The sequence below is a fragment of the Methylobacterium sp. E-016 genome (assembly GCF_022829745.1).
GTDB lineage: Bacteria > Pseudomonadota > Alphaproteobacteria > Rhizobiales > Beijerinckiaceae > Methylobacterium.
This window is the reverse complement of record NZ_JAKSYF010000129.1, coordinates 35,644-57,915: the sequence shown is the minus strand read 5'-3', so window position 1 is coordinate 57,915 and position 22,272 is coordinate 35,644. Positions and strand designations below refer to the sequence as shown.

Annotated in this window: 22 protein-coding genes and 1 pseudogene; 8 read left to right on the top strand and 15 right to left on the bottom strand. The window is 72.2% G+C overall.

Annotated features, from left to right (window positions below; translation table 11 throughout):
* Positions 1 to 4: 4 nt before the first annotated feature.
* The 5 genes and pseudogenes from MKK68_RS17660 to MKK68_RS17640 all read right to left on the bottom strand — a co-directional run.
* Positions 5 to 619 carry a pyridoxamine 5'-phosphate oxidase family protein gene (locus MKK68_RS17660; protein ID WP_244031969.1) on the bottom strand — a complete coding sequence of 205 codons (615 nt, stop codon included), beginning with the start codon at positions 617 to 619 and terminating at the stop codon, positions 5 to 7.
* A gap of 442 nt (positions 620 to 1,061) precedes the next feature.
* Positions 1,062 to 1,397, bottom strand: coding sequence for a lipid-A-disaccharide synthase N-terminal domain-containing protein (locus tag MKK68_RS17655; protein WP_244031962.1), 336 nt, complete (start codon positions 1,395 to 1,397; stop codon positions 1,062 to 1,064).
* Positions 1,398 to 1,402: 5 nt separating this feature from the next.
* Positions 1,403 to 2,134, bottom strand: coding sequence for a glycosyltransferase family 2 protein (locus MKK68_RS17650; protein WP_244031960.1), 732 nt, complete (start codon positions 2,132 to 2,134; stop codon positions 1,403 to 1,405).
* A complete protein-coding gene (locus MKK68_RS17645; RefSeq protein WP_409567260.1) occupies positions 2,131 to 3,888 on the bottom strand; it encodes an ArnT family glycosyltransferase in 1,758 nt (585 codons plus the stop codon). The genes MKK68_RS17650 and MKK68_RS17645 overlap by 4 nt, the downstream gene beginning before the upstream one ends.
* A 210-nt stretch (positions 3,889 to 4,098) precedes the next feature.
* A pseudogene (locus tag MKK68_RS17640) lies at positions 4,099 to 4,560 on the bottom strand (alpha-hydroxy-acid oxidizing protein); the annotation flags it as partial.
* A 266-nt stretch (positions 4,561 to 4,826) separates the two neighbouring features.
* Between MKK68_RS17640 and MKK68_RS17635 the strand changes: the two are divergent.
* Positions 4,827 to 5,621: a flagellar hook basal-body protein gene (locus MKK68_RS17635; RefSeq protein ID WP_244031958.1), complete on the top strand. Its 795-nt coding sequence runs from the start codon at positions 4,827 to 4,829 to the stop codon at positions 5,619 to 5,621.
* 26 nt (positions 5,622 to 5,647) lie between these two features.
* Here the strand turns inward: MKK68_RS17635 and ntrC are convergent, their stop codons facing one another.
* Genes ntrC through dusB form a run of 3 tightly spaced genes read right to left on the bottom strand, consistent with a single transcriptional unit; the run spans position 5,648 to position 9,305 of the window.
* Complete coding sequence (ntrC, locus tag MKK68_RS17630; RefSeq protein ID WP_147728390.1) at positions 5,648 to 7,111, bottom strand: nitrogen regulation protein NR(I); 1,464 nt, start codon at positions 7,109 to 7,111, stop codon at positions 5,648 to 5,650.
* A 5-nt stretch (positions 7,112 to 7,116) separates the two neighbouring features.
* Positions 7,117 to 8,274, bottom strand: a complete 1,158-nt coding sequence (locus MKK68_RS17625) for a two-component system sensor histidine kinase NtrB (RefSeq protein WP_187274736.1) — start codon at positions 8,272 to 8,274, stop codon at positions 7,117 to 7,119.
* 26 nt (positions 8,275 to 8,300) lie between these two features.
* Positions 8,301 to 9,305, bottom strand: a complete 1,005-nt coding sequence (gene dusB / locus MKK68_RS17620; protein WP_244031956.1) for a tRNA dihydrouridine synthase DusB — start codon at positions 9,303 to 9,305, stop codon at positions 8,301 to 8,303.
* Between the two features lie 177 nt (positions 9,306 to 9,482).
* Here dusB and MKK68_RS17615 point away from each other — a divergent pair, with 177 nt between their 5' ends.
* The 3 genes from MKK68_RS17615 to MKK68_RS17605 all read left to right on the top strand — a co-directional run bounded on the left by MKK68_RS17615 (position 9,483) and on the right by MKK68_RS17605 (position 12,603).
* On the top strand, positions 9,483 to 10,790 hold the full coding sequence (locus MKK68_RS17615; RefSeq protein WP_244031954.1) for a bifunctional 2-C-methyl-D-erythritol 4-phosphate cytidylyltransferase/2-C-methyl-D-erythritol 2,4-cyclodiphosphate synthase: 1,308 nt from the start codon (positions 9,483 to 9,485) through the stop codon (positions 10,788 to 10,790).
* Between the two features lie 68 nt (positions 10,791 to 10,858).
* Entirely contained in the window at positions 10,859 to 11,350 is a 492-nt protein-coding gene (locus tag MKK68_RS17610) for a CinA family protein (RefSeq protein ID WP_244031952.1), read from the top strand.
* Positions 11,351 to 11,397: 47 nt separating this feature from the next.
* Positions 11,398 to 12,603: an FAD-dependent oxidoreductase gene (locus tag MKK68_RS17605; protein ID WP_244031911.1), complete on the top strand. Its 1,206-nt coding sequence runs from the start codon at positions 11,398 to 11,400 to the stop codon at positions 12,601 to 12,603.
* Between the two features lie 115 nt (positions 12,604 to 12,718).
* Here MKK68_RS17605 and MKK68_RS17600 read toward each other — a convergent pair whose 3' ends face one another.
* Positions 12,719 to 13,177: a type II toxin-antitoxin system RatA family toxin gene (locus MKK68_RS17600; protein WP_147843149.1), complete on the bottom strand. Its 459-nt coding sequence runs from the start codon at positions 13,175 to 13,177 to the stop codon at positions 12,719 to 12,721.
* Between the two features lie 6 nt (positions 13,178 to 13,183).
* Positions 13,184 to 14,179, bottom strand: a complete 996-nt coding sequence (lipA, locus tag MKK68_RS17595; RefSeq protein WP_244031909.1) for a lipoyl synthase — start codon at positions 14,177 to 14,179, stop codon at positions 13,184 to 13,186.
* Between the two features lie 246 nt (positions 14,180 to 14,425).
* On the opposite strand from lipA, the gene MKK68_RS17590 reads away from it, so the two are divergent.
* Together MKK68_RS17590 and MKK68_RS17585 are read left to right on the top strand one after the other, a co-directional pair.
* Positions 14,426 to 14,935, top strand: coding sequence for a PRC-barrel domain-containing protein (locus MKK68_RS17590; RefSeq protein ID WP_244031882.1), 510 nt, complete (start codon positions 14,426 to 14,428; stop codon positions 14,933 to 14,935).
* A 117-nt stretch (positions 14,936 to 15,052) separates the two neighbouring features.
* Entirely contained in the window at positions 15,053 to 15,292 is a 240-nt protein-coding gene (locus MKK68_RS17585; protein WP_147858770.1) for a hypothetical protein, read from the top strand.
* A 19-nt stretch (positions 15,293 to 15,311) separates the two neighbouring features.
* Here the strand turns inward: MKK68_RS17585 and MKK68_RS17580 are convergent, their stop codons facing one another.
* From MKK68_RS17580 to MKK68_RS17570, 3 genes are all read right to left on the bottom strand, one after another.
* A complete protein-coding gene (locus tag MKK68_RS17580; protein ID WP_405042778.1) occupies positions 15,312 to 15,980 on the bottom strand; it encodes a cell wall hydrolase in 669 nt (222 codons plus the stop codon).
* A 132-nt stretch (positions 15,981 to 16,112) separates the two neighbouring features.
* On the bottom strand, positions 16,113 to 16,856 hold the full coding sequence (locus MKK68_RS17575; protein WP_243947691.1) for a trypsin-like serine peptidase: 744 nt from the start codon (positions 16,854 to 16,856) through the stop codon (positions 16,113 to 16,115).
* A 5-nt stretch (positions 16,857 to 16,861) separates the two neighbouring features.
* Positions 16,862 to 17,836, bottom strand: coding sequence for a threo-3-hydroxy-L-aspartate ammonia-lyase (locus tag MKK68_RS17570; protein ID WP_244031873.1), 975 nt, complete (start codon positions 17,834 to 17,836; stop codon positions 16,862 to 16,864).
* Positions 17,837 to 18,066: 230 nt separating this feature from the next.
* Between MKK68_RS17570 and MKK68_RS17565 the strand changes: the two genes are divergently transcribed.
* On the top strand, positions 18,067 to 19,413 hold the full coding sequence (locus MKK68_RS17565; protein WP_243988023.1) for a PQQ-dependent sugar dehydrogenase: 1,347 nt from the start codon (positions 18,067 to 18,069) through the stop codon (positions 19,411 to 19,413).
* Positions 19,414 to 19,423: 10 nt separating this feature from the next.
* On the opposite strand, the gene MKK68_RS17560 is transcribed toward MKK68_RS17565, so the two are convergent.
* Together MKK68_RS17560 and MKK68_RS17555 are read right to left on the bottom strand one after the other, a co-directional pair.
* Complete coding sequence (locus tag MKK68_RS17560) at positions 19,424 to 20,170, bottom strand: molybdopterin-dependent oxidoreductase (protein WP_243988025.1); 747 nt, start codon at positions 20,168 to 20,170, stop codon at positions 19,424 to 19,426.
* Positions 20,167 to 20,880: a cytochrome b/b6 domain-containing protein gene (locus MKK68_RS17555; protein WP_244031854.1), complete on the bottom strand. Its 714-nt coding sequence runs from the start codon at positions 20,878 to 20,880 to the stop codon at positions 20,167 to 20,169. Before MKK68_RS17555 ends, MKK68_RS17560 begins: the two co-directional genes overlap by 4 nt.
* A 287-nt stretch (positions 20,881 to 21,167) precedes the next feature.
* On the opposite strand from MKK68_RS17555, the gene MKK68_RS17550 reads away from it, so the two are divergent.
* Complete coding sequence (locus MKK68_RS17550; RefSeq protein WP_244031851.1) at positions 21,168 to 22,271, top strand: glycosyltransferase family 4 protein; 1,104 nt, start codon at positions 21,168 to 21,170, stop codon at positions 22,269 to 22,271.
* Position 22,272: the final 1 nt, after the last annotated feature.

The window sequence follows — 22,272 nt, the reverse complement described above, 5'->3', positions numbered from 1 at the left end:
GCCCTCACGGCACCCGCCATTCGCCCCGCCACCCTTCCCCGTCGCGGCGCCAGCCGGCGCGGCGATGGCCGCGGTGGTCGAGGTAGAGGAAGTCGAGGGCGTCGGCGCGGACGAGGACGGCGGCGAAGTTCGGGCGGCCGACGGTCAGCGCCGCCGCCTCGTCGGGCACCGCGTAGCCGCCGCCGGCATCGAGCGCGGTGCCGGGCGCGGGCGCGATGCCGTAGCAGACCCGGCTCATCGCCCGCGAGCCGTCCCAGGCCGCGTCCGCCGCGGCATCGTCGACGTGGAGACCCGCGCTGCCCTCGATCCGGATCTGGATCTTCACCGCGCGGTCGTAGGCGTGGAGCGCACAGGCCGGGTTGGCCGCGACCTCGGCCGCCTTGTCCGAGCGGCGGTCGCAGTGGAAGCGCAGGGTGCCGGTCGCGGCATCGGCCTCCCGCAGCACCACCGTGCGGCTGCGCGGGCGGCCCGCCTGGTCCAGCGTCGCGAAGCTCGGGGCGTGGAACGCGCTCCGTCCCTGCGCGACCCCGTCCGCCAGCAGCCGCCACGCTTCGGCGAAGGCCGCGTCGAGGTCGTCGTGGAACGGCGGGAGCGGGTGGCGGGCATCGTCCTGTGGCATCGGGCTCCGAACGGCGCGTGGGTGGGGCGAGACGAGCACGGGCGCGACGGGGGATCAAGCGCGGCATCGCGGTGTCGCGCGCTTAACGCTGTGGTGCCAAAACTAGGCGTCGTGTCCTAGGATGCCTTGACGCGTTCCTAACATGCATTACCCATTGTGCACCGCGTCGACGAGAGCCGCGCGGCTTCCGCTCTCAGATGAGACGTCGACGCTATGCCGTGGATGATGGTTCTGCTGTTCGGGCTGCCCTGCGCCCTCGGTTTCCTCTGCCTCTACGCCGATCGGCATCTCGCCCGGTTCTCCGAGTCCCACGACGACCTTTGGCAGCTGCCGCGGCCGTCTTCGCTGCGGCGCTGATCCCCGAGCGGACCCGGCTGCGACGCGCCAGGGCTCGGTCCGGCACCGGCCTCGGGCCGGTCGGCTCGGGCGCGGGAATGCCGGTTCAGCCCGCCTTGGTTTCGGTTCCGCGCCGGTTGCGGAAGATCAGGGCGAGGTTGCGCAGGTAGATCCCGGTCGACAGGCCCTGGCCGATGATGATCACCGGCTCGCGGCGCACGAAGCCGTAGACCAGGGTCATGATTCCGCCGGCGATCGACAGGAACCAGAACGACAGCGGGATCACGCTCCGTCCCGCCCGCTCGCTGGCGATCCATTGCAGGATGAAGCGCGAGCCGAAGACCACCTGCGCGACGATGCCGAAGACCAGCCAGAAGTCGAACCGCGTCACGAACACGTCGTAGAAGTAGTCCGGCAGGTCTCGCGCCAACTGGATCAGCATCGGAATCAGACCTCGGTGACGGCGGGCGTCGGACGCTTGCGGCGGATCAGCCACCACACGCCGGCCAAGTCGAGCAGGCCGACCCAGAGGCGGTCGAACAGCCCGTAGTTCGAGACGCCGGTGAAGCGCGGGCGGTCGACCACGTCGCGGTGCACGATCGCAAAGCCCTCGCGCACCACGAGCGCCGGCATGAAGCGGTGGAGGGCGTCGAAGTACGGCAGGCGCAGGTAGACCGCGCGGCGGAAGACCTTGAGGCCGCAGCCGGTGTCGCGGGTGGAATCGTTGAGGATCCCCCCGCGCACGCCGTTGGCGATGCGGGACTGGATCATCTTGAAGCGCCCGTCCTTGCGGCCCTTGCGCTGCCCCTGGGCGAGGCCCGTCCCCTCGCCCGCCTGCTCCAGCGCCGCCACCAGGACGGGGATGAAGGCCGGGTCGTTCTGGCCGTCGCCGTCGAGCGTCGCGACGATCGGGCCGGCGGCCGCCGCGACCCCGCTGCGCACCGCCGCCGACTGCCCGCCGCTGCGGGCGTGGCGCAGCACCCGCAGCCAGGGCCGGCCCTGACGCGCGGCGTCGAGCGCGGCCGGCGTCGCATCGGTCGAGCCGTCGTCGACGTAGATCACCTCGAAGGGTGCCAGCGCCCCGCAGGCGGCTTCGATCTCGGCGACGAGCCCCGCGATGTTGCCGGCCTCGTTCTTCACCGGCACCACGATGCTGAGGCGGGGAGACGTCGCGTTCATGGGGTCACCGTCTGAGCCGTGGGCGTCACCGCGTAGGCGGTGAGGTCGACCCGGCGGCCGGCGTTGATGTTGAAGCCCGACACCTGCCCCACCGCCTTCGGGCCGACGCCGCCGACGGGCCAGGCATCGGCGAAGTCGGCGGCCGAGCGCTGCTCGACGAAGACGAGGCGGCAGCCGCCCGCATGGAGGAAGGCCAGCGCGTCGGCGCCGGTGTTCGGGGTGGCGAGCTCGGTGCCGATCAGGAACACCAGGCTCGGCTCGCGGTAGCCGAGGCTCGCGACCTGCGGCCGGCACGGCAGCGCGTCGCGGATCGCGGCGAGCCGGTTCGAGACCTTCAGCGCCGGGATCTCGGTCTGCGCCAGCCCGAGCACCGCGGGCGAGAGCACGCAGGCGGAGAGGATCGCGAACACCATCGCCCGCTCGGCGCCGTTCCGCGCATAGGCCATCCAGGCGGCCAGCGCGAGCGCGCAGGCGGCCCCGAGCAGCGGCAGCGACAGCACGGGCAGCACCCGGTCCAGGCGCCACGCGACCACGGCGAGGCCGATCGTCAGCCCGATCGGGATCGCCGGCACCAGCAGCGCCATCGCCCGCGCGCTGCGCCGCGTCGGATCGAGGGCGCCGGCCCGGAGCGCCAGCACGGTGAGGATCGCCACCATCGGCATCAGCGGCAGGACGTAGTGCGGCAGCTTGGTCGGCACGGCCTCGAACATCAGCCACGCCGGCACGATCGACGCGACCAGGAACGCGACCGCATCGTCCCGGCGACGGCGCCACGCGAACGGGATCGCCAGAGCCGCGAAGGCGGCACTGGGCCAGAAGGTCGCGAAGAACACCAGCGCGTAGGTGCCGGGCGGCGCCCAGTGCTTCTCCTTGGCGCTGCCGACCTTGGCCAGCATGTCGTGGCCGACCGCCTCGGTGAAGAAGGCGCTGCCGCTGCGCCAGGCGATCGCCAGGAACCACGGGGCGACGACTGCAACGACGATCGCGAGGCCGGACCACGGCCGCAGCGCCAGGATCCAGCGGCCGGAGCGCGCCTTCCACGACAGGGCCAGCATCGGCAGGCCGACGAAGAGCGGCACCATCGGCCCCTTCACCAGGATGCCGATCGCCAGGCCGAGCCAGAACGCGAGCCGGCCCGCGGTCGAGGGGCCGGGGCCGGATCGCCCGAGCCAGGCGCGGGCGAGCGCGCCGAGCGACGCGATCGCGCACGCGGTCAGCAGCGCGTCGGTCTTGGCGAGATGCGCCTCCGCCGCGAGCATCAGGCAGGCGCCGAACAGGGCGGCCGCGAGGAAGGCGCCGCGCCGCGGCAGGAAGGCGAGCGCCGCCCAGTAGGCCAGCAGCACGGCGGCGGTCGCGCCGACGAGCGAGGGGATGCGGTAGAGCGCGATCTCGGTTCGCGCCTGGGGCACCCCGAGCGCCTCGCCGGCCGCCACCGAAGCGGCCTGGGCCCAGTAGATGCCCACCGGCTTCTTGTGCCGGGCCTCGCCCTGGAAGCGGATGTCGACGCCGTCGCCGGTCTCGAGCATCTGCTTCGAGGCCTGGGCGAATCGCGGCTCGTCCCGGTCCATCGGCTGGAGCGAGATCTGGCCGGGCAGGAAGCAGACGAGGCAGAGCGCCACCAGCCAGGCGCAGGCCCGCGCGTGGCTCGCCGACACGGTGTTCAGGAGGAAGTCGCCGAACGCGAAGCCGGGGCCGGTGGCCGGGACGGGCCGCGTGGCCGGGACGGGTCGCCGCGCGGCTTGGCTGGGGATCATGAGCGCGGTGCGGAACGGAAGGAGGGGGCCGAGAAGGCGGTCATGCGCGGCTCCGGAACCGGCAACCGGCCTCGTCGTTCGGTCGATGCCCAGACGGCCGGCGGTGTCGATGATGCGGCCGGGATTGTCAAATGCCGGCCCCGCCGCCCGAGGGACGGGGCCGGCGGCGCGGCGCGTGTCAGGCCCGGTCGACGCCGCGGCGCCGATCCCGGCGGTCGTGGTGGCGCCGACCTGGCGCATGATCGTCTCGAACTCGCGCTGCATGATGGCGAGCACGGCGGCGACCCCGGGCTCGCCGAAGGCGGCCAGCCCCCAGACGGAGGGGCGGCCGATGCACACGGCGGTGGCGCCGAGCGCCAGGGCCTTGAGCACGTCGGTGCCGCGGCGGAAGCCGCCGTCGATCAGCACGGGCACGCGGCCGTTCACCGCCGTCACGATCTCCGGCGGCACGCCGATCGTGGATTGCAGGCTCGCCTCGGCCCGGCCGCCGTGGTTCGACACGATCAGCGCATCGACGCCGTGGTCGAGCGCGCTCTTCGCGTCCTCCCTCGTGACGATGCCCTGGAGCACGAGCTTGCCCTTCACGAGGCCGCGCAGGCGCCGCACGTAGTCCCAGGTCATGCCGGTGCCGTAGAGGTTGGTCACCCGGTCGACGTCGATCCCGTCGAACATCGGCTTGCGGCTGACCTCGTTCTTGAAGCCGGGCGTATGGCAGTCGGTGCAGGTGCGGGTGTCCGAGCGCCGCTAGTTCAGTCGTTTCCAAATGTTTCCAAGATGTCGAGCTTCGCTTCCAGGGCGAGCTCATGCCAGCTCAAGACATAAATCGTTACACACCGCGTATTAACGATGAAATCCTCAAATCAGGGTGGCCGGGGAATGGTCGGCCGACGTTCTGGTCGGGCCCGGTTGCACCGGGCCGTTCTTGATGGAGATCCGCGATGAGCCTGATGGATGCGCTCTCGAACGCCATCACCGGGACCTCGGCCCAATCCTTCGCGCTGAACAACATCTCGGGGAACATCGCCAACAGCACCACGGCCGGCTTCAAGAGCACGGATACGAGCTTCGCCGACATGCTGGCGCAGTCCGAGGCCGGGACGCAGCCCGCCGGCGGCGTCGCGATCAATACGCGGTCGAACCTGGGGCTCCAGGGCACGGTGGCGTCGACCGGCATCGCGACGAACCTCGCGATCGGCGGCGACGGCTACTTCGTGGTCCGGCAGAATCTCGGGACCGCGTCGGCGCCGAGCTTCGGCTCGGCGCTGGCCTACACCCGGCGCGGCGACTTCGCGCCCGATGCCAGCGGGTACCTCGTCAACGGGGCCGGGTACTACCTGTTCGCCGGGGCCTCGACGGGCGCGCCGGTCCAGGTGCCGGCCACCGCCACGAGCGCGCTCTCCAGCCTGTCGGTCTCGCCCGCCGGCGCCCTCACCGGCACCCTGTCGGACGGCAGCACCCAGGCGCTCGGCACCCTGGCCCTGGCCCAGTTCGGCGCGCGGGACACGCTCGCCTCGGTCGACGGCGGCGCCTTCGTCGCGACCGCGAGCACCGGTGCGCCGAGCTTCGGCCTGAACGGCGCGACCGTGACCGGCGGCTCGGTCGAGCAATCGAATGCGAGCATCTCGGACCAGTTCTCCAAGATGATCGAGACGCAGCAGGCCTATTCCTCCAACACGAAGGTGATCAGCACCGTCAACGAGATGCTGCAATCGGCCATCGCGATGTACGTCTGACGCGGCGCGCGCCGCTACCCGTCCGCCTAGCGCGCCGTTCGGAACACCTGCAGGTCGAGGTCGCGCACCTTCTTGCGCAGGGTGTTGCGGTTGACGCCCAGAAGCTCCGCCGCGCGGATCTGGTTGCCGCGGGTGGCGGCGAGCGCCGCGCCGATCAGCGGGCCTTCGATCTCGCGCAGGATCCGGTGATACAGGCCGGGCGGGGGCAGCGTGTCGCGGTATCCGGAGAAGTAGTCCGAGAGGTGGCGCTCGACCGCGCCGGACAGGGTCTCGTTGTCGGCGCCGGCCTTGCGCGCGGTGCCGTTCCCGGCCGAGGCCGGGGGGCTGAGCGGCAGCGTGTCGAGCTCCGCCTCGATCACCGGGCCGGTGATGGTCTCCTGCGGGTAGAGGGCGGCGAGCCGCCGGACGAGGTTTTCCAGCTCGCGGACGTTGCCGGGCCAGCGGTAGCGCTTCAGGCGCTCCATCGCCTCGCCGTCGAGCATCTTCCGCGTGAGGCCCTCGCGCTCGACCTGGATGAAGAAGTGGCGGACGAGGTCGGGCACGTCCTCGGACCGCTCGCGCAGGGCCGGCAGCCGCAGCGGCACGACGTTCAGGCGGAAGAACAGGTCCTCGCGGAAGATGCCCTGCTGGATCGAGATCCGCAGGTCCTTGTTGGTCGCCGCGATGATGCGGACGTTGGTCTTGATCGGCACCCGGCCGCCGACGGTGGTGTACTCGCCCTGCTGCAGCACGCGCAGCAGCCGGGTCTGCGCCTCCATCGGCATGTCGCCGATCTCGTCGAGGAACAGCGTGCCGCCCTCCGCCTGCTCGAAGCGGCCGGCCGAGCGCTGCAGCGCCCCGGTGAAGGCGCCCTTCTCGTGGCCGAACAGCTCCGATTCGATCAGGTCGCGCGGGATCGCGGCCATGTTGACGGGCACGAACGGGCCGGTGCGCCGGCGGCCGTAATCGTGGAGCGCGCGGGCCACCAGCTCCTTGCCGGTGCCGGACTCGCCGGTGATCATCACGGTCAGGTCGGTCGGCATCAGCCGGGCGAGCGCCCGGTAGATCTCCTGCATCGCCGGCGAGCGCCCGACCAGCGGGATGTCCTCGTTGTCGGGCGGCGCGGCGGCGGCGGCCGTGCCGCGCGGGCGCGACAGCGCCCGGCCGACGATGGCGATCAGCTCCTTCAGGTCGAAGGGCTTGGGCAGGTACTCGTAGGCGCCGCGCTCGGAGGCGCGGATCGCGGTCATGAAGGTGTTCTGCGCGCTCATGACGATGACCGGCAGCTCCGGCCGCACCCGCTTGATGCGCGGCAGCAGGTCGAACACGTTCTCGTCGGGCATCACCACGTCGGTGATGACGAGGTCGCCCTCCCCTTGCGCCACCCAGCGCCACAGGGTCGCGCAGTTGCCGGTGGAGCGGACCTCGTAGCCGGCCCGCGACAGCGCCTGGTTGAGGACGGTGCGGATGGCGGCGTCGTCGTCCGCGACGATGATGTGGCCGTTGGGCATGACTCTTACTCGGGCTCCGCGACCGCTTCGCGCCCGTCGCGGGCGCTCGACATGGGCAGGAGGATTCGGAAGGCGGTGCGGCGGGGCGCGGGATCGCACTCGACGATGCCGCCATGATCGCCGACGATCTTCGCGACCAATGCAAGACCGAGGCCGGAGCCTTGCGCCTTCGTCGTCACGAACGGGTCGAACAGATCCGGCAGCAGCTCGGCCGAGATGCCCGGGCCGTTGTCGCGCACCGCCACCTCGATCGGCAGGCTGACGCGCTCGCGCGAGCCCGGGACCTGAAGCCGCAGGCCGGTGCGGAACGCGGTCGACAGGGTGATCTCGCCGTCGACCGCGTCGGCGCCGATCGCTTCCGCCGCGTTCTTCACCAGGTTCAGGATCACCTGCACGAGCTGATCGCGGTTGCCGAGCACCGGCGGCAGCGACGGATCGTAGGTCTCGACGAAGCGGATGTGGCGCCCGAACCCGGATTGCGCCGAGCGCTTCACCTGATCGAGCACGCCGTGCACGTTGACCGGGCCGCGCTCGACCGGGCGCTCGTCGCCGAACAGCTCCATCCTCTCGACGATCCGCACGATCCGGTCGGTCTCCTCGCAGATCAGGCTGGTCAGCACCCGGTCCTCTTCCGGCCCCGACTGCTCGAGCAGCTGGGCCGCGCCGCGGATGCCGGCGAGCGGGTTCTTGATCTCGTGGGCGAGCATCGCGCCGAGCGCCACCATCGAGCGCGCCGCGCCGCGATGCGTCAGCTGACGGTTCATCTTGTCGGCGATGGTGCGCTCCTGGAGCATCAGCACCACCGCCTCGCCGTCGTCGCCGAGCGCGGTGGCGAACACGTCGACGCTGCGCTCCGCGCCCGAGCGCGGTTGCGTCAGCTCGACCCGGTACTCGCTGACGCTGGACCCGCGCCGGCGCACCTCGGCCACCAGCGCGATGATCGGCGAGGCGAAGGGGATGATGTCGCGAAGCCGGCGCCGCTGCATCAGCCGGGCGGAATAGTCGAAGAACGTCTCGGCCGCGTGGTTGCAGTGCATGATGCGGTCGTCCGCGCCGATGGTCAGCACCGGCAACGGCAGGGCGTTGATCACCGCCTCGGCGCTCGGCATGCCGCGGGGTTTCGCCGCGGGCTCCTTGGCGGCGGGGTCGAGACCGATCGGCATCGCCTCGTCCCTGGGTTCCCCGTCGCTCATGCGGCCTCCGCGATCGCCGGGGCGGCCTCGAAGGCGGCGCGCAGGAGCCGGTCCGCCACCTCCGGGTCGGTGGTGGTCAGGAGCCGCGTGCGCTCGGCCGCATCGAGGCCGCCCGCCGCGTCGGCATAGGCCGCCAGATGCTTGCGGGCATGACGCACGCCCATCGCTGCGCCGTAGAGCGCGATCAGCCCGGCATAATGCGCCGCCGCCAGCCCCGCCCGGGCCGACCGCGACAGCGTCGGCACCGGGCGCCCGGCCAGCCCCGCGGCGAGGGCGCCGACGAGCCAGGGCCGCCCGACCGCCGCGCGGCCGACCATGATGCCGGCAGCACCCGAGGCCCCCAGGCACGCCCGGGCGCTGGAAAGGTCCGTCACGTCGCCGTTGGCGATGACGGGGATCGACACCGCCGCGACGACCGGCCGGATCGCGTCCCAGTCGGCGCTGCCCTTGTAGAATTGCTGCCGGGTGCGACCGTGGACGGTGACCGCGTTCAGCCCCAGCGCCTGGGCCCGGCGGGCGAGCTCCGCGGCGTTCAGGCCGTGGTGGTCCCAGCCGAGGCGCATCTTCACCGTCACCGGGATCGACACCGCCTCGCGCACGGCGCCGAGGAGGCGGGCCGCATGGTCGAGGTCGCGCATCAGCGCGGAGCCCGAGGCGATGCCGGTGACGATCTTGGCCGGGCAGCCCATGTTGACGTCGATCACGTCGGCGCCGTTCGCGGCGGCGATCCGGGCGGCCTCGGCCATCGGCTCGGGGGCGCAGCCGGCGAGCTGGACGATGTGAGGCGCGATGCCCGACCCTTCCGCCCTGAGCCGCGCCTCCTCCGAACCGCGCGCGAACTCGGCCGCCGCGACCATCTCCGACACCACCGCGCTCGCGCCGGCACCCTGCGCGATGCGGCGCATGTGCAGGTCGGTGACGCCCGACAGCGGCGCCAGCAGCGCCACCGGATCGACCGAGCGCTCCCCTCGCAGGACGCTCAAATAATGATCAGCCATCATTCTGCACAACAAATAGACAAAACCAGCCCGGCGCAAGCCCCCGGGCGAGGGTTGGGCGGGGAACCGCGCGATTTGATTTCGCTTCATCCCCCGCATAAACGACAGGCAGATTTTTGAGGACCCGAACCGGCCGCATGGCAGGCGGTCTCGGCCCCGGCACGACGGAAACCCCCAGGCATGTCCGAACCCGGATCGAGCGTCGCCGCCGTCGTCGTGGCGGCCGGTCGCGGCATCCGCATCGGCGGCGGGATGCCCAAGCAGTACCGTCGCGTCGGCGGGCAGGCGGTCCTCACCCGCACCCTCGACGCCCTCGGCCGCGACCCCGTGATCGGCCGGATCCAGGTGGTGATCGCCGCCGACGCGGCCGCGTTCTACGACACCTGCCGCACCGAACTCGCGCCCGCCATCGCCGACAAGCTGCTGCCGCCGGTCGAGGGCGGGGCGACGCGCCAGGACTCGGTCCGAGCCGGGCTCGAAGCGCTCGCGGCGGCGGGCGCACCGGACGTGGTCCTCGTCCACGACGCGGCCCGGCCCTTCGTCGATGCCGGGCTGATCGCCCGCGCCGTCGCCGCCGGGCGCGACCACGGCGCGGCGGTGCCGGGCGTGGCCGTCGCCGACACGATCAAGCTCGTGGACGAGCAGGGCGGCATCGGCCGCGTGCGCGAGACGCCGGCCCGCGAGCACCTGCGCGCGGTGCAGACGCCGCAGGCCTTCGTCTTCGGGACCTTGCGCGACGCGCACCGCGCCGCCGCCGCCGAGGGCCTGCACGGCTTCACCGACGACGGCGCCCTTGCCGAATGGGCCGGCCTCGCCGTGGTGGTGTTCGCCGGCGACCCGAAGAACCGCAAGATCACCCAACCCTCCGACCTGATCGAGGCCGACCGGGCCTTTTCCGGCTCGGGCGAGGAGACGGCGAAGGACAGTGCGAAGGACATCGCCATGACGACCTACGTGACCCGCCTCGGCACCGGATTCGACGTGCACGCCTTCACCGACGGCGACCATGTCTGGCTCGGCGGGGTGAAGATCCCGGCCGACCGCGGGGTGCTCGCCCATTCCGACGGCGACGTCGCGCTGCATGCCCTCACCGACGCGCTGCTCGGCGCCATCGCCGACGGCGACATCGGCACCCATTTCCCGCCCTCGGACGAGCAGTGGCGCGGGGCGTCGTCGGACCGGTTCCTGGCCCATGCCTGCAAGCTGGTGCGCGACCGCGGCGGCCGCATCGACCATCTCGACATCACGGTGCTGGCGGAAGCGCCCCGCATCGGCGCCCACCGCGAGACGATCCGCGCCCGCATCGCCGAGATCTGCGCCGTGCCGCTGACCGCGGTGTCGATCAAGGCGACGACCACGGAGAAGCTCGGCTTCGTCGGCCGCGCGGAAGGCCTCGCGGCCCAGGCCGCCGCGACCATCCGCCTGCCGGAGGAGGTGGAGACGAGCCCGGTGGACGCCCAGGCCGAGACGGCCATGCGCCAGGGCTGACGGTTGGGCGGACGCGCATCCGCTGCGATGATCCGAAGGCCGCTTCGAACCAAAATGGGATTCGCGCGATGTTCGACGACGCCCTCCTCGCCCGCGCCGCCGCCCTGGTCGGGGCCTACGCCGAGGCCGGCACCCGGATCGCAACGGCCGAATCCTGCACCGGAGGGCTCGTCGCCGGGTTGCTGACGGCGGTGCCCGGCTCGTCGGTGGTCGTCGAGCGCGGCTTCGTCACCTACTCGAACGAGGCCAAGTCCGAGGCGATCGGGGTGCCCGCCGCACTCATCGGCGCGCACGGCGCGGTCAGCGAGGCGGTCGCCCGCGCGATGGCGGGCGGCGCGCTGGCGGCGTCGCGGGCCGACGTGGCGGTGGCGATCACCGGGATCGCCGGCCCCGGCGGCGGCAGCCCGGGCAAGCCCGTCGGCCTCGTGCATTTCGGTCTGGCGACCGGCGGCGGCGTCCGCCACCTGGAGCGGCGCTACGGCGATCTCGGCCGTGCCGAGATCCGACGTCGCGCCGTCGTCGATGCGTTGGACCTGTTGGAGGGGGCGCTCGTTTCCTGATCGGAGCGTTCCTGCGGCGAACGCCGCCGAACCGGAGGCGCGGTTCCATGGACAGCCTGTCGGCACAAATCTGCATCGTCGGCGGTGGACCGGCAGGGATGATGGCGGGCCTGCTGTTCGCCCGCGCGGGCGTCTCGGTCGTGGTGCTCGAGAAGCACAGCGACTTCCTGCGCGATTTCCGCGGCGACACCATCCATCCCTCGACCCTGGCCGTGATGGACGATCTCGGCCTCGGCGACGCCTTCCGCGCCCTGCCGCAGCGCAGGGTCGAGACGTTATCGGCGGTGATGGGTGGCCGGACGTTCAGCGTCGCCGATTTCCGCCGGCTCGCGACGCGGAACCGCTTCATCGCGCTGATGCCGCAATGGGATTTCCTCGACTTCCTCGGCCGCGAGGCGAGGAAGCTGCCCGGCTTCCGGCTGCTGATGGCGACCGAGGGGCAGTCGCTGATCGAGACGGATGGCCGGATCGCCGGGGTTCGCGCCGCCGGCCCCGACGGTACGATTGCGATCGCCGCCGACCTCGTCCTGTGCGCCGACGGCCGGCATTCCGCGATGCGACGTCGGGCCGGCTTCGTGCCGCGCGACTTCGCGGCGCCGATCGACGTGCTGTGGTTCCGCCTGTCGCGCCGCCCCGGAGACCCGGAGGCCGCGGCCGGTCGCTTCGGGGCGGGCCGCATCCTGATCACGATCGATCGCGGCGATTACTGGCAATGCGCCGCAATCGTGCCGAAGGGCGGCGATGCGGCGATCCGCACGCGCGGACTCGCGGCGTTCCGCGCCGGCATCGCCGACCTCGCGCCGTTCCTGGCCGACCGCACCGGCGAGATCGGGACCTTCGAGGCGGTGAGGACGCTGACGGTGACCGTGGACCGGCTGGAGCGCTGGCACCGTCCGGGGCTGCTCTGCATCGGCGACGCGGCGCATGCGATGTCGCCTGTCGGCGGCGTCGGCATCAACCTCGCGATCCAGGATGCGGTCGCCGCCGCCAACCTGCTCGCCGGGCCGTTGCGGGCCGGACGCCTCGCCGAGGCCGACCTCGCGCGGGTCCAGGCCCGCCGAAGCCTTCCGACGCGGCTGACGCAACGGGTCCAGCGCCTGATCCAGGATCGGATCATCGCCCCGGTGCTCGACCACGGGGACGCGCGCCTCAGCCCGCCGCTCGCGCTCCGGCTGCTCGACCGCCTGCCGTGGCTTCAGCGCATCCCGGCCCGGATCGTCGGCCTCGGCTTCCGCCCGGAGCATCCGCGGTGAGGCGCACGATCCAGCGCGTCCTCTTCGTCTGCGGTCGCGCCCGGCTCCGCAGCCCGACGGCCGAGCAGGCCTTCTCTCGGGTATGCCCAACCGGATGCCGCCGGCGCGGCCGGCCTCAGGCCCTACCGTAGACCCGGTCCGCCCGGCTCTCGAACGCGTCGGTGAACTTGCGGAAGGCGCGGTCGAACATCTTGCCCATCAGCAGGCCGAGGGCGAAGCTCTTGAACTCGTAGGTGATGAAGAAGTCGACGTCGCAGCCGCCGTCGCGGCCGGGCTTGAACGCCCAGCGGTTCTCGAGATGCCGGAACGGGCCGTCGATGTACTCGGCCGTGATCTTGAGGTTCGGGCGGTCGAGGCCGACCCGGGTGGTGAAGCGCTCGCGGATCGCCTTGTAGCCGACGCCCATCTCGGCCACGAGCACCTCGGTCCCCTCCCCGGTGCCGGGCTGGCGGCGCAGCACGCGCAGCGATTCGCACAGCGGAAGGAACTCGGGATAGTGCTCCACGTCGGCGACGAGGTCGTACATCTGCTGGGGCGAGTGACGCACCCAGCGGGTGATCCGGAAGGATGGCATGACGACTCAGGCTGAGAGGGTGTCGGGGGCGAGCCGCGCGTTGCGGGCGGCCTGGAGCCGCGAGAAATCCTCGCCGGCGTGGTGCGACGAGCGGGTCAGCGGCGTCGCCGAGACCAGCAGGAAGCCCTTGGCGTAGGCGGTGGTCTCGAACGCCTTGAACTCGTCCGGCGGCACGAAGCGGACGACCTCGTGGTGCTTCTTGGTCGGCTGCAGGTACTGGCCGATGGTGAGGAAGTCGACGTCGGCCGAGCGCAGGTCGTCCATCAACTGCACGACCTCGTTCCGCTCCTCGCCGAGGCCGACCATGATGCCGGACTTGGTGAAGATCGTGGGGTCGAGCTCCTTGACCCGCTGCAGCAGGCGCACCGAGTGGAAGTAGCGGGCGCCGGGGCGGACCGTGAGGTAGTTGCCGGGCACCGTCTCGAGGTTGTGGTTGAACACGTCGGGCTTGGCGGCCACGACCGCCTCGAGCGCGCCGTCCTTGCGCAAGAAGTCCGGCGTCAGGATCTCGATGGTGGTGCCGGGGCTGAGCCGCCGGATCGCCGCGATGGTGCGGGCGAAATGCTCGGCACCGCCGTCGGCGAGGTCGTCGCGGTCCACGGAGGTGATGACGACGTGGTGCAGGCCGAGCTTGGCCACCGAGTCCGCGATCTTGTCGGGCTCGTGCTGATCCAGGGCGTTGGGTAGGCCGGTGCGCACGTTGCAGAAGGCGCAGGCCCGCGTGCAGGTGTCGCCCATGATCATGAAGGTGGCGTGGCGCTTCTCCCAGCACTCGCCGATGTTGGGGCACCCGGCCTCCTCGCAGACCGTGACGAGGCCGTGCTCGCGCACGATCGCCCGGGTCTCGGCCCAGGCCGGGGAGCCCGGCGCCTTCACGCGGATCCAGTCGGGCTTGCGCAGCTGCACCGGCTGGTCCGGCCGGTGCACCTTCTCCGGGTGGCGGATGCGGGCCGGAAGCGGTGGCCGCGGATCGTTCTGCAGGAGATCGAGGACGGTCGCCATGACACACCGCGTGCGAGGCACCCGCGGTGCGGGTATCGGGGAGCACCTGCGACTTAAGACGTCCGGCCCCGCGCCGCAAACCGGCGCGACCGCAGGTCGCCCACGATCCCGAGACAGGGTGCGCGGATTCGTCATGGCCGGCGGGCCCGCGCGATCCGCCGCAACGCCCGCCCGGAACCCGGCGTGACGGATCCGGTTCCTTGGGGTCAACGGCCGCCGCACGGCCCTCACCGGAAGGAAGATCGCTTGACCCGGATCCTGCGCCGCGCGCTCGCCGCACCCGTGATGCTCGCGCTCGTGTTCCCGGCGCTCGCCGGTGTCGGCCCGGAGGACAAGCCGGCGCAGAGCGACGGCATGGTGGTGCAGGGCACCGGCCCGGGCACCAGCGCGGGCGGCAGCCCGTCCGATGTCGGGATCAAGGGCGCCGGATCGAAGGCGGATGCCGAGGGCCGCAACAAGCTCAGCCCCGCCGGCTTCCTCACCACCGACGTGATCGGGATCAAGGTCTCGGACAATGCCGGCAACGCGCTCGGCACGGTGGTCGACCTCGTGATGGAGGACGGGCGCACCCTGACGGCCGTGGTGCTCGACATCGGCGGGTTCCTCGGCGTCGGCACGCGCTACGTCGCGGTGCAGCCGGCCGCGCTGATCCTGTCCCCGGGCGGCGAGCGCTACGCCGCCACGCTCGACATGAGCAAGGAGCAGCTCGGGGCCGCGCCGGACTTCAAGTACAGCAAGTACAAGCCGCAGAACTGACGCGGCATCAGCGTGTTGCAGGCGGCGATGCGTCGTCGGCCACGCCGATCCCGGCCGCGCTAGGGCAGGGAAATCCGCCTTCAAGAATGTCGCTTACGGTCAAGCTTGGCTATGGCGATGTCCACGGGATTTTCGGTGGGAACGGTGATGGTCGAGGCCTTGCGGAAGGCGATCCGGTTGCGGGCGACGCGGCGCTCGCGCGACCTGCGGATCGGAACCAGCGGCTGCGCCCGCACGCCGCCGGTCGGCACCGCCGACCGCGGCACGGCCACGGCGCACCGCCTCACGGCGCGCGAGCTGATCGCGATGGCGCAGGCCGCGCGTCGGGCGCGCGGCAGGGAAGAGCCGGAGGGCTGAGCGGGAGGGCTGAGCCGCCTCAGCCGCCGCCCGGAAGCGCGCCGAGGCCCGCCACCTGGCAGATGTCGCGGGCGGGTTCGGCCAGCACCGTCTGCGCGGCCGCGACCTCGGTCTGCGCCGGGCCGGCCGGGGCGATGGTCGCTGCCGGCGGGATCGCCTCGGCGTAGGCCATCGCGGTCGAGGCGGGCGGCGGGGTCTGGGCCTGGCTCCCGGCCTTGCGCTTCTCGTAGAAGGCGTTGCCGCCGGCCACCGCCACGTAGTGCATGTTGTCGTACGGGTATTTCCGGCCGGCGGTGTGGAAGTACATCGCCCGGCCGACCTTGGGATGGCGCTCGCCGGCAAGGATTGCGTCGGCGGCGTCGGCGACCTTCTGCAGGTCCTTCTCGGCCATCGGCTTGGTCAGCACGCCGGTCGCGAACTGCCGCGGCTGGCCGACCACCGAGCAGATGCCGCCGTTCGGGAAGGCGGCGTTCTCCAGGCGGTTCATCACCACGGTCCCGACCGCGAGCAGGCCTTCGGAATCGCTGCGGTTCGATTCGAAGTACATCGCACGACCGAGGCAATCGCGCTCGGTATCCGACACCACCATCGGCTTGCCGCGCGTCGAGCCGGTGCTGAGAGCGGTGTTCGCGCTGGTGTTGCAGGCGCCGAGACTTGGTCCGAGCAGGAGGACCGACAGGGCCGGCACCGTCAATCTCGTCCCGATACCCTGCATGCCGCCCGGCCTCCCAGCCCATTGCCTCGCCGATGCGATGCGTTCCGGCCAAGCTCGACCCGAAAGGTGCGGATTTTGTGGCATCATGGTGAACCGACGGTTGCGTCAGCGCGTCGTCGCCTGCGCTTTCAGCATCGCCGCCGCGGTTCCGCGGAATGCGGCGGTCGGCACGGCGACGGACGGAGCCCGCCCCTCCTCCCGGCTGCCTGCCACCAGCACGCCGATCACCACGGGGCCGCCCGCCTCGACCTGCAGCAGCGCCGAGCCCGATTCTCCGGGCACCGCCCGGCAATCGTGCAGCAGCAGGGGCGCCGGGCCGGGGTCCCGCCACGCGCTGCAACCGCCCTGCGCGGTCATCAGCTGGGGCTTGAGCCGGCTGTAGCCCGCCCGCCGGATCTCGCGGCGGATCGCGGCCGGGTCGGCTTCGGCACCGGGATCCTCCAGCGTCAGCGGCGTGCCGGGGATCGGGTCGGCGAGCTCGACCAGGGCCCAGTCGCCCTGCATGTTCGGCCGCGCGGTGCCGTAGGCGAAGGCGTAGTCGTCCGGCTTGCGGTAGGCGGCGGCCAGGCTGTGCGCGCGATACGCGCCCTGGCGGTACCCGGCCACGAAGTGGACGACGCCCGGGTTGACCCAGCGCTTGCGCGGCTCGTCCCACAGGCAGTGCGCGGCGGTGAGCGCGAGCCGCGGACCGATCAGGGTCGCGGTGCAGGATTGGAGGCGGTTGGTGCCGAGCACCACGTTGAGCTTGCCGATCGCGCTGTAGGGCCATGCCTCGGCATCGAAGGCCATGTCCTCCGCACGCGCCGCGCCGGCCCACAGGCATGCGCCGACGAGGACCAGGGCGCGCACCTTCCTCAGCCCGCGACGTGCCGGGCGAACGATGCGAGGTCGATGTTGCCGCCGCTGATCACCACGCCGACGCGCCTGCCCCGCACGTCGAGGCGGCCGTGCATCACCGCCGCCGCCGCGAGGCAGCCGGTCGGCTCGACCACGAGCTTCATCCGCTCGGCGAAGAAGCGCATCGTGGCGACGAGCTCGGCGTCCGTCACCGTCACGATGTCGGCGACCCGCTCCTGGATGATCGGGAAGGTCAGCGATCCGAGGAACGTCGTCTGCGCGCCGTCGGCGATGGTGCGCGGCACCGGGATCGTGACGATCCGCCCCTCGCGGAGCGAGCGTTGCCCGTCGTTGCCGGCCTCCGGCTCGACGCCGATCACGGCGCAGCCGGGCGAGCGCTCGGCGGCGACGAGGGCGCAGCCCGACAGCATGCCGCCGCCGCCGAGGCAGACGACGAGCATGTCGAGCGGCCCGGTCTCGGCGATCAGCTCGAGGGCGAGCGTTCCCTGGCCGGCGATCACGTCCGGATGGTCGTAGGGCGGGATCAGGGTGAGGCCGCGCGCCTCCGCGAGTTCGCGGCCGAGGGCGACGCGGTCCTGGGTGTAGCGGTCGTAGCGCACCACCTCGGCGCCGTAGCCTTGCGTCGCCGCGACCTTCATCGCCGGCGCGTCCTGCGGCATCACGATGGTGGCCGGCACGTTCAGCAGCCGGCTCGCGAGGGCGATCGCCTGGGCGTGGTTGCCCGAGGAGTAGGCGATGACGCCGCGCGCCCGCGCGTCGCCGGCGAGCGCCGCGATCGCGTTGTAGCCGCCGCGGAACTTGAAGGCGCCGGCGCGCTGCAGGTTCTCCGCCTTGAAGAACAGGCTCGCCCCGGCGCGTTCGTCGGCGGTGCGCGACGTGAGCACCGGGGTGCGGTGGGCCACGCTGGCGATGCGCTCGGCGGCGCGCGCCACGTCGGCGAAGGTCGGCTGGCCTGGGGTCGCATCGGTCATCGAGGGCTCGCTCGGCGCCCGCGCCGCTCGCGCCCGGAGCGCGACCCTTCGGCGAGGGACCCACGCACCGTCCTATACGCGTCCCCGGGCGCCGCCGGCACCCTCGGCGTGCGAACGGAGCCAATTGCCCGCTCGGTTCTTATCCTCGGACACGATCATCATCCGGCAGGGCCGGTCCCGTCCGATCGGCGGGCCAGGCCGCCGGACGAACGACGGATTCACGGAACGACATGCGGACATCGGCAAAACTCGGGCTCGCGGCGCTGGCCGTGGTCCTCCTCGGCGGCGCGGCCTTCGTGCGCTTCGCGGTCTATCCCGAGAGCGCGTCGCTCCCGCTCGCCGACGGCCAGGGGGCGAGCCCGACGCTGCCCGCCCCGAACGCGACGCCGCTGCCCACCGTCAACATCGCGCCCGCCACCGGCTGGGCGAAGGGCGCCAAGCCCGCGCCGGCCGCCGGCCTCTCGGTCGCAGCCTTCGCCGAGGGGCTCGACCATCCGCGCTGGCTCTACACCCTCCCGAACGGCGACGTGCTCGTCGCCGAGAGCAACACCCCGCCCTCCGACGGCACGTTTCCCGGCGTGAAGGCCTGGATCGCGGGCAAGATCATGGATCGGGCCGGCGCCGGCGTGAAGAGCCCGGACCGGATCGTGCTGCTCCGCGACGGCGACGGGGACGGGGTCGCCGAGGTGAAGACGGTCTATCTGAAGGGCCTGACCTCGCCGTTCGGCATGGCGCTGGTCGGCAGCGACCTCTACGTCGCCAACGCCGACGCGCTGGTGCGAGTGCCCTACGAGGCCGGCGGGACCGAGAACGGCGCGACGCCCGAGAAGGTCGTCGACCTGCCGGCCGGGATCAACCACCATTGGACCAAGAACGTGGTCGCGAGCCCCGACGGCGCCAAGCTGTTCATCACCGTCGGCTCGAACAGCAACGTGGCCGAGAACGGGCTCGAGGCCGAGAAGGGCCGCGCCGCGATCTGGGAATACACGATCGCGACAAAGACCTTCCGCGAATACGCCACCGGCCTGCGCAACCCGAACGGGTTGGGCTTCGAGCCCGAGACCGGCGCCCTCTGGGCCGCGGTCAACGAGCGCGACGAGATCGGCAGCGACCTCGTGCCGGACTACGTCACCGCGGTGAAGGAGGGCGGGTTCTACGGCTGGCCCTACAGCTATTACGGCCCGCACGTCGACGAGCGCGTCACCCCGCAGCGCCCGGACCTCGTCGCCAAGGCGATCGTGCCGGACTACGCCCTCGGTCCCCACACGGCCTCGCTCGGCATCGCGTTCTCGCGGGGCGCGCACCTGCCCCCGGCCTGGACCAGCGGCCTGTTCGTCGCCCAGCACGGCTCGTGGAACCGGCGTCCGAAGAGCGGCTACAAGGTGATCTACGTGCCGTTCGCCGACGGCCGGCCCGCGGGCACGCCGGTGGACGTGCTGGCCGGCTTCCTCGACGCCGACGAGAAGGCGCAGGGGCGCCCCGTGGACGTGGCCTTCGACAAGACCGGGGCGCTGCTCGTCTCGGACGACGTCGGCAACGCGGTCTGGCGGGTGACGGGGGCGGCCGCCTCGCAGTGAGGCGGACGCCTCAGATCCCCGCGTACCAGCTGAAGCCGAGTTCGGAGACCATGCTGCCGCGGCCCTGGCCGAGGCCGTCCACGCGATCGACGGCCTCGATCGAGGCGAGGTACTTCAGCGACTTGTAGCCGAGCTGCCGCTCGACCCGGAGCCGCACCGGCGCGCCGTGCGCGATCGGCAGCGCGTCGCCGTTCATGCCGTAGGCGAGGATCGTCTGCGGGTGCAGCGCGTCGAACAGGTCGTAGGTGTCCCACCAGCCGTCGACGGTGCGGATCACGATGAAGCGCGCTTCCGGCTTCAGGCCGGCGACGGCCAGGACGTGGGCCAGCGGAACCCCGGTCCATCCGCCGATCGCCGACCAGCCCTGCTCGCAGGAATGTAGCGTGATCTGGGTGCGGGCGGGCATCGCCTTCAGGTCGGCGAGCGAGAATGCGGCCGGGTTCGCCACCAGCCCGCGCACCGGCAGGCGCCAGTCCGAGAAGCCGATCTCCTTCGAGCGGCGGTAGGCAACGTCGTCGGGGTCGGTGGTGTTTATCGTCGGGAAGACCGCCGAGATCGCGTCCGGGGAGAACTCGCGCACCAGCGGCTGATGGCGCAGCAGGAAGCGCTGCACGGTGAAGCTCAGGCGCTCGCTGATCCCGTAGAGGCCGCCGCGGCTCGGGCCGCCCTCCCCGATCCTCTCGCAGCCGGCGAGCAGCCCGGTGCCGCCGAGAGCCGAGGCGCCGAGGATCAGCTTGCGCCGGGAGATGCCGCTCATCGCTTTGCCTCGCGCTCGTGCCGCCGCGCGGGTTCCGCGGCCGGCGCCCGGCGCCCGATGGTCATCCCGCGCATCAGCGCCGCCGGGCCGTTGGCCAGGACCTGCCAGACGTGCACGGCGAGGAACGCCACCAGCAGGGACGCGCACAGGAAGTGCAGGGTCCGGGCCGACTGCCGTCCGCCGAACAGGTCGAACAGCTCGGGGATCGCCGTCGTGACCCCGGGCGACATCGTCAGGCCGGTGAGCAGCATCAGCGGCGACAGCACCAGGACGACCGCTAGGTAGGCGAGCTTCTGCAGAACGTTGTAGCGGGTCTGCGTCGGCCCCGGGCCGCGCAGGTGCAGGTGCTCGCGCACCGTGCCGGCGATGTGCGCCGGGCGGACCTGATCCGCATCCGGCAGCAGCCGGCGGGACAGGTGGCGCGTCGCGAGGCTCCAGGCGAGATAGAGCAGCCCGTTGAGGACGAAGATCCAGGCGGCGAGGAAGTGGATGTTGCGGCCCCAGCCGGTCTGCTCGAGGTTCACCGGCAGCGGCAGGGCGATCCATGCCGGGGCATCGAGCGCGCCCGTCTCGCCCCAGAACAGCCGCGGCAGCGCCAGCAGGATCGCCGTGCCGCTGACCGCGAGCGCGACGAACGCGGCGGCGTTGATCCAGTGCGTCGCCCGCACCCAGGCGGAATGGCGGATCCGGCCGTCCTCGCGTCCCGTCATCGTGCGCCGATCGGATGGTCCTGCATCATAGCGCAGGATCGCACGGCCCCTCGATCGATCCAATGTGAAAGTCCGCCGCGGCCCCGGCGCCGCGAGACCCGTGCCGCCCGGGCGTATACGATGGCGGCCCGCTGTCCCCAGCACCTTGCGTCGACGCGGGAACCGTTGCGGTCATCCTCGGCTTCCGGGATGGTCGGTGAATCGGCAATGTTGCATCCGTTCATCCTGCACACAGACAGGATATGCGATGTGCGACCACGGCCTCCGTCGCTGGAAAACGAGCTTCCGTGAAGATCGCTCTCATCGCCCACCTGAAGTTCCCCATCGCGCAGCCGTATCCGGGCGGTCTGGAGATGCACACGCATCTCCTCGCCGGTGCCCTGATGCGACGCGGGCACGACGTGACGTTGTTCGCCTCGGAGGGATCGGATCCGACACTTGCGCCGGTCTGCGTCTGCCCACCGACCGGTGACGGGCTCGGCGATCCACTGCGTCATGCGTCCATCGATCGCGCCGAGAACGCGGCCTATGCGCGGATCATGGAGATGGTGCGGGCCGGCGACTTCGACATCGTGCACAACAACAGTCTTCACGACCTGCCGCTGCGCCGGAGCCGGGACCTCGCGGTGCCGATGGTGACGGCGCTTCACACGCCCCCGTTCAACTCTCTGGAGGCGGGCGTGCGCGCCGCCCCCGCCGGCATGCCGTTCGCCGCCGTCTCGGACCACACGGCCGACGCGTGGCGCGAGATCGTCGCCGAGCCGGTCGTCATCGGCAACGGCGTCGAGCTCACGGTCTTCGTCTACCGCCCGGCGCCGGACCCGGTGCCCTACGTGTTCTGGTCCGGCCGGATCGTGCCGGAGAAGGGGCTGCACCTGGCGATCGACGCCGCGCGCGCCGCCGGCCTCCCGCTGCACTTCGCCGGCCCGCGGCCCAATCCCGCCTACTGGGCGGAGTGGATCGCCCCGCGCCTCGGGGACGACCTCGTCGATCTCGGCCATCTCGGCCATGCCGACCTTGCGCGTCACCTCGGCGGTGCGCGGGCGGCCCTGGTCACCCCGCGCTGGGAGGAGCCGTTCGGGCTGGTGGTCGCCGAGGCGCTGGCCTGCGGCACGCCGGTCGCCGGCTTCCGCCGCGGCGCGCTCCCCGACATCCTCGATGCCACCTGCGGCGCGCTGGCGGCGCCCGACGACGTCGCGAGCCTGTCGGATGCGATCGTCCGCGCCGTCGCCCTCGACCGCCGCGCCTGCCGGCAGCGTGCCGAGGACCTGTTCGACGCCGACGCGATGACCGCCGGCTACGAGGCGCTCTACGACGCGGCGCTCGCCGCGCACGACCTCTCGCTGCTGCCGGTGCCCCGCCTGCGCCGCGTCGCCGGCGCGCAGGCGTGAC

Coding starts and splice junctions, on each gene's coding strand:
- MKK68_RS17660 (WP_244031969.1), bottom strand. CDS start 619: ATGCCACAGGACGATGCCCGCCACCCGCTCCCGCCGTTCCACGACGAC.
- MKK68_RS17655 (WP_244031962.1), bottom strand. CDS start 1,397: ATGCTGATCCAGTTGGCGCGAGACCTGCCGGACTACTTCTACGACGTG.
- MKK68_RS17650 (WP_244031960.1), bottom strand. CDS start 2,134: ATGAACGCGACGTCTCCCCGCCTCAGCATCGTGGTGCCGGTGAAGAAC.
- MKK68_RS17645 (WP_409567260.1), bottom strand. CDS start 3,888: ATGATCCCCAGCCAAGCCGCGCGGCGACCCGTCCCGGCCACGCGGCCC.
- MKK68_RS17635 (WP_244031958.1), top strand. CDS start 4,827: ATGAGCCTGATGGATGCGCTCTCGAACGCCATCACCGGGACCTCGGCC.
- ntrC (WP_147728390.1), bottom strand. CDS start 7,111: ATGCCCAACGGCCACATCATCGTCGCGGACGACGACGCCGCCATCCGC.
- MKK68_RS17625 (WP_187274736.1), bottom strand. CDS start 8,274: ATGCCGATCGGTCTCGACCCCGCCGCCAAGGAGCCCGCGGCGAAACCC.
- dusB (WP_244031956.1), bottom strand. CDS start 9,305: ATGATGGCTGATCATTATTTGAGCGTCCTGCGAGGGGAGCGCTCGGTC.
- MKK68_RS17615 (WP_244031954.1), top strand. CDS start 9,483: ATGTCCGAACCCGGATCGAGCGTCGCCGCCGTCGTCGTGGCGGCCGGT.
- MKK68_RS17610 (WP_244031952.1), top strand. CDS start 10,859: ATGTTCGACGACGCCCTCCTCGCCCGCGCCGCCGCCCTGGTCGGGGCC.
- MKK68_RS17605 (WP_244031911.1), top strand. CDS start 11,398: ATGGACAGCCTGTCGGCACAAATCTGCATCGTCGGCGGTGGACCGGCA.
- MKK68_RS17600 (WP_147843149.1), bottom strand. CDS start 13,177: ATGCCATCCTTCCGGATCACCCGCTGGGTGCGTCACTCGCCCCAGCAG.
- lipA (WP_244031909.1), bottom strand. CDS start 14,179: ATGGCGACCGTCCTCGATCTCCTGCAGAACGATCCGCGGCCACCGCTT.
- MKK68_RS17585 (WP_147858770.1), top strand. CDS start 15,053: ATGTCCACGGGATTTTCGGTGGGAACGGTGATGGTCGAGGCCTTGCGG.
- MKK68_RS17570 (WP_244031873.1), bottom strand. CDS start 17,836: ATGACCGATGCGACCCCAGGCCAGCCGACCTTCGCCGACGTGGCGCGC.
- MKK68_RS17565 (WP_243988023.1), top strand. CDS start 18,067: ATGCGGACATCGGCAAAACTCGGGCTCGCGGCGCTGGCCGTGGTCCTC.
- MKK68_RS17560 (WP_243988025.1), bottom strand. CDS start 20,170: ATGAGCGGCATCTCCCGGCGCAAGCTGATCCTCGGCGCCTCGGCTCTC.
- MKK68_RS17555 (WP_244031854.1), bottom strand. CDS start 20,880: ATGACGGGACGCGAGGACGGCCGGATCCGCCATTCCGCCTGGGTGCGG.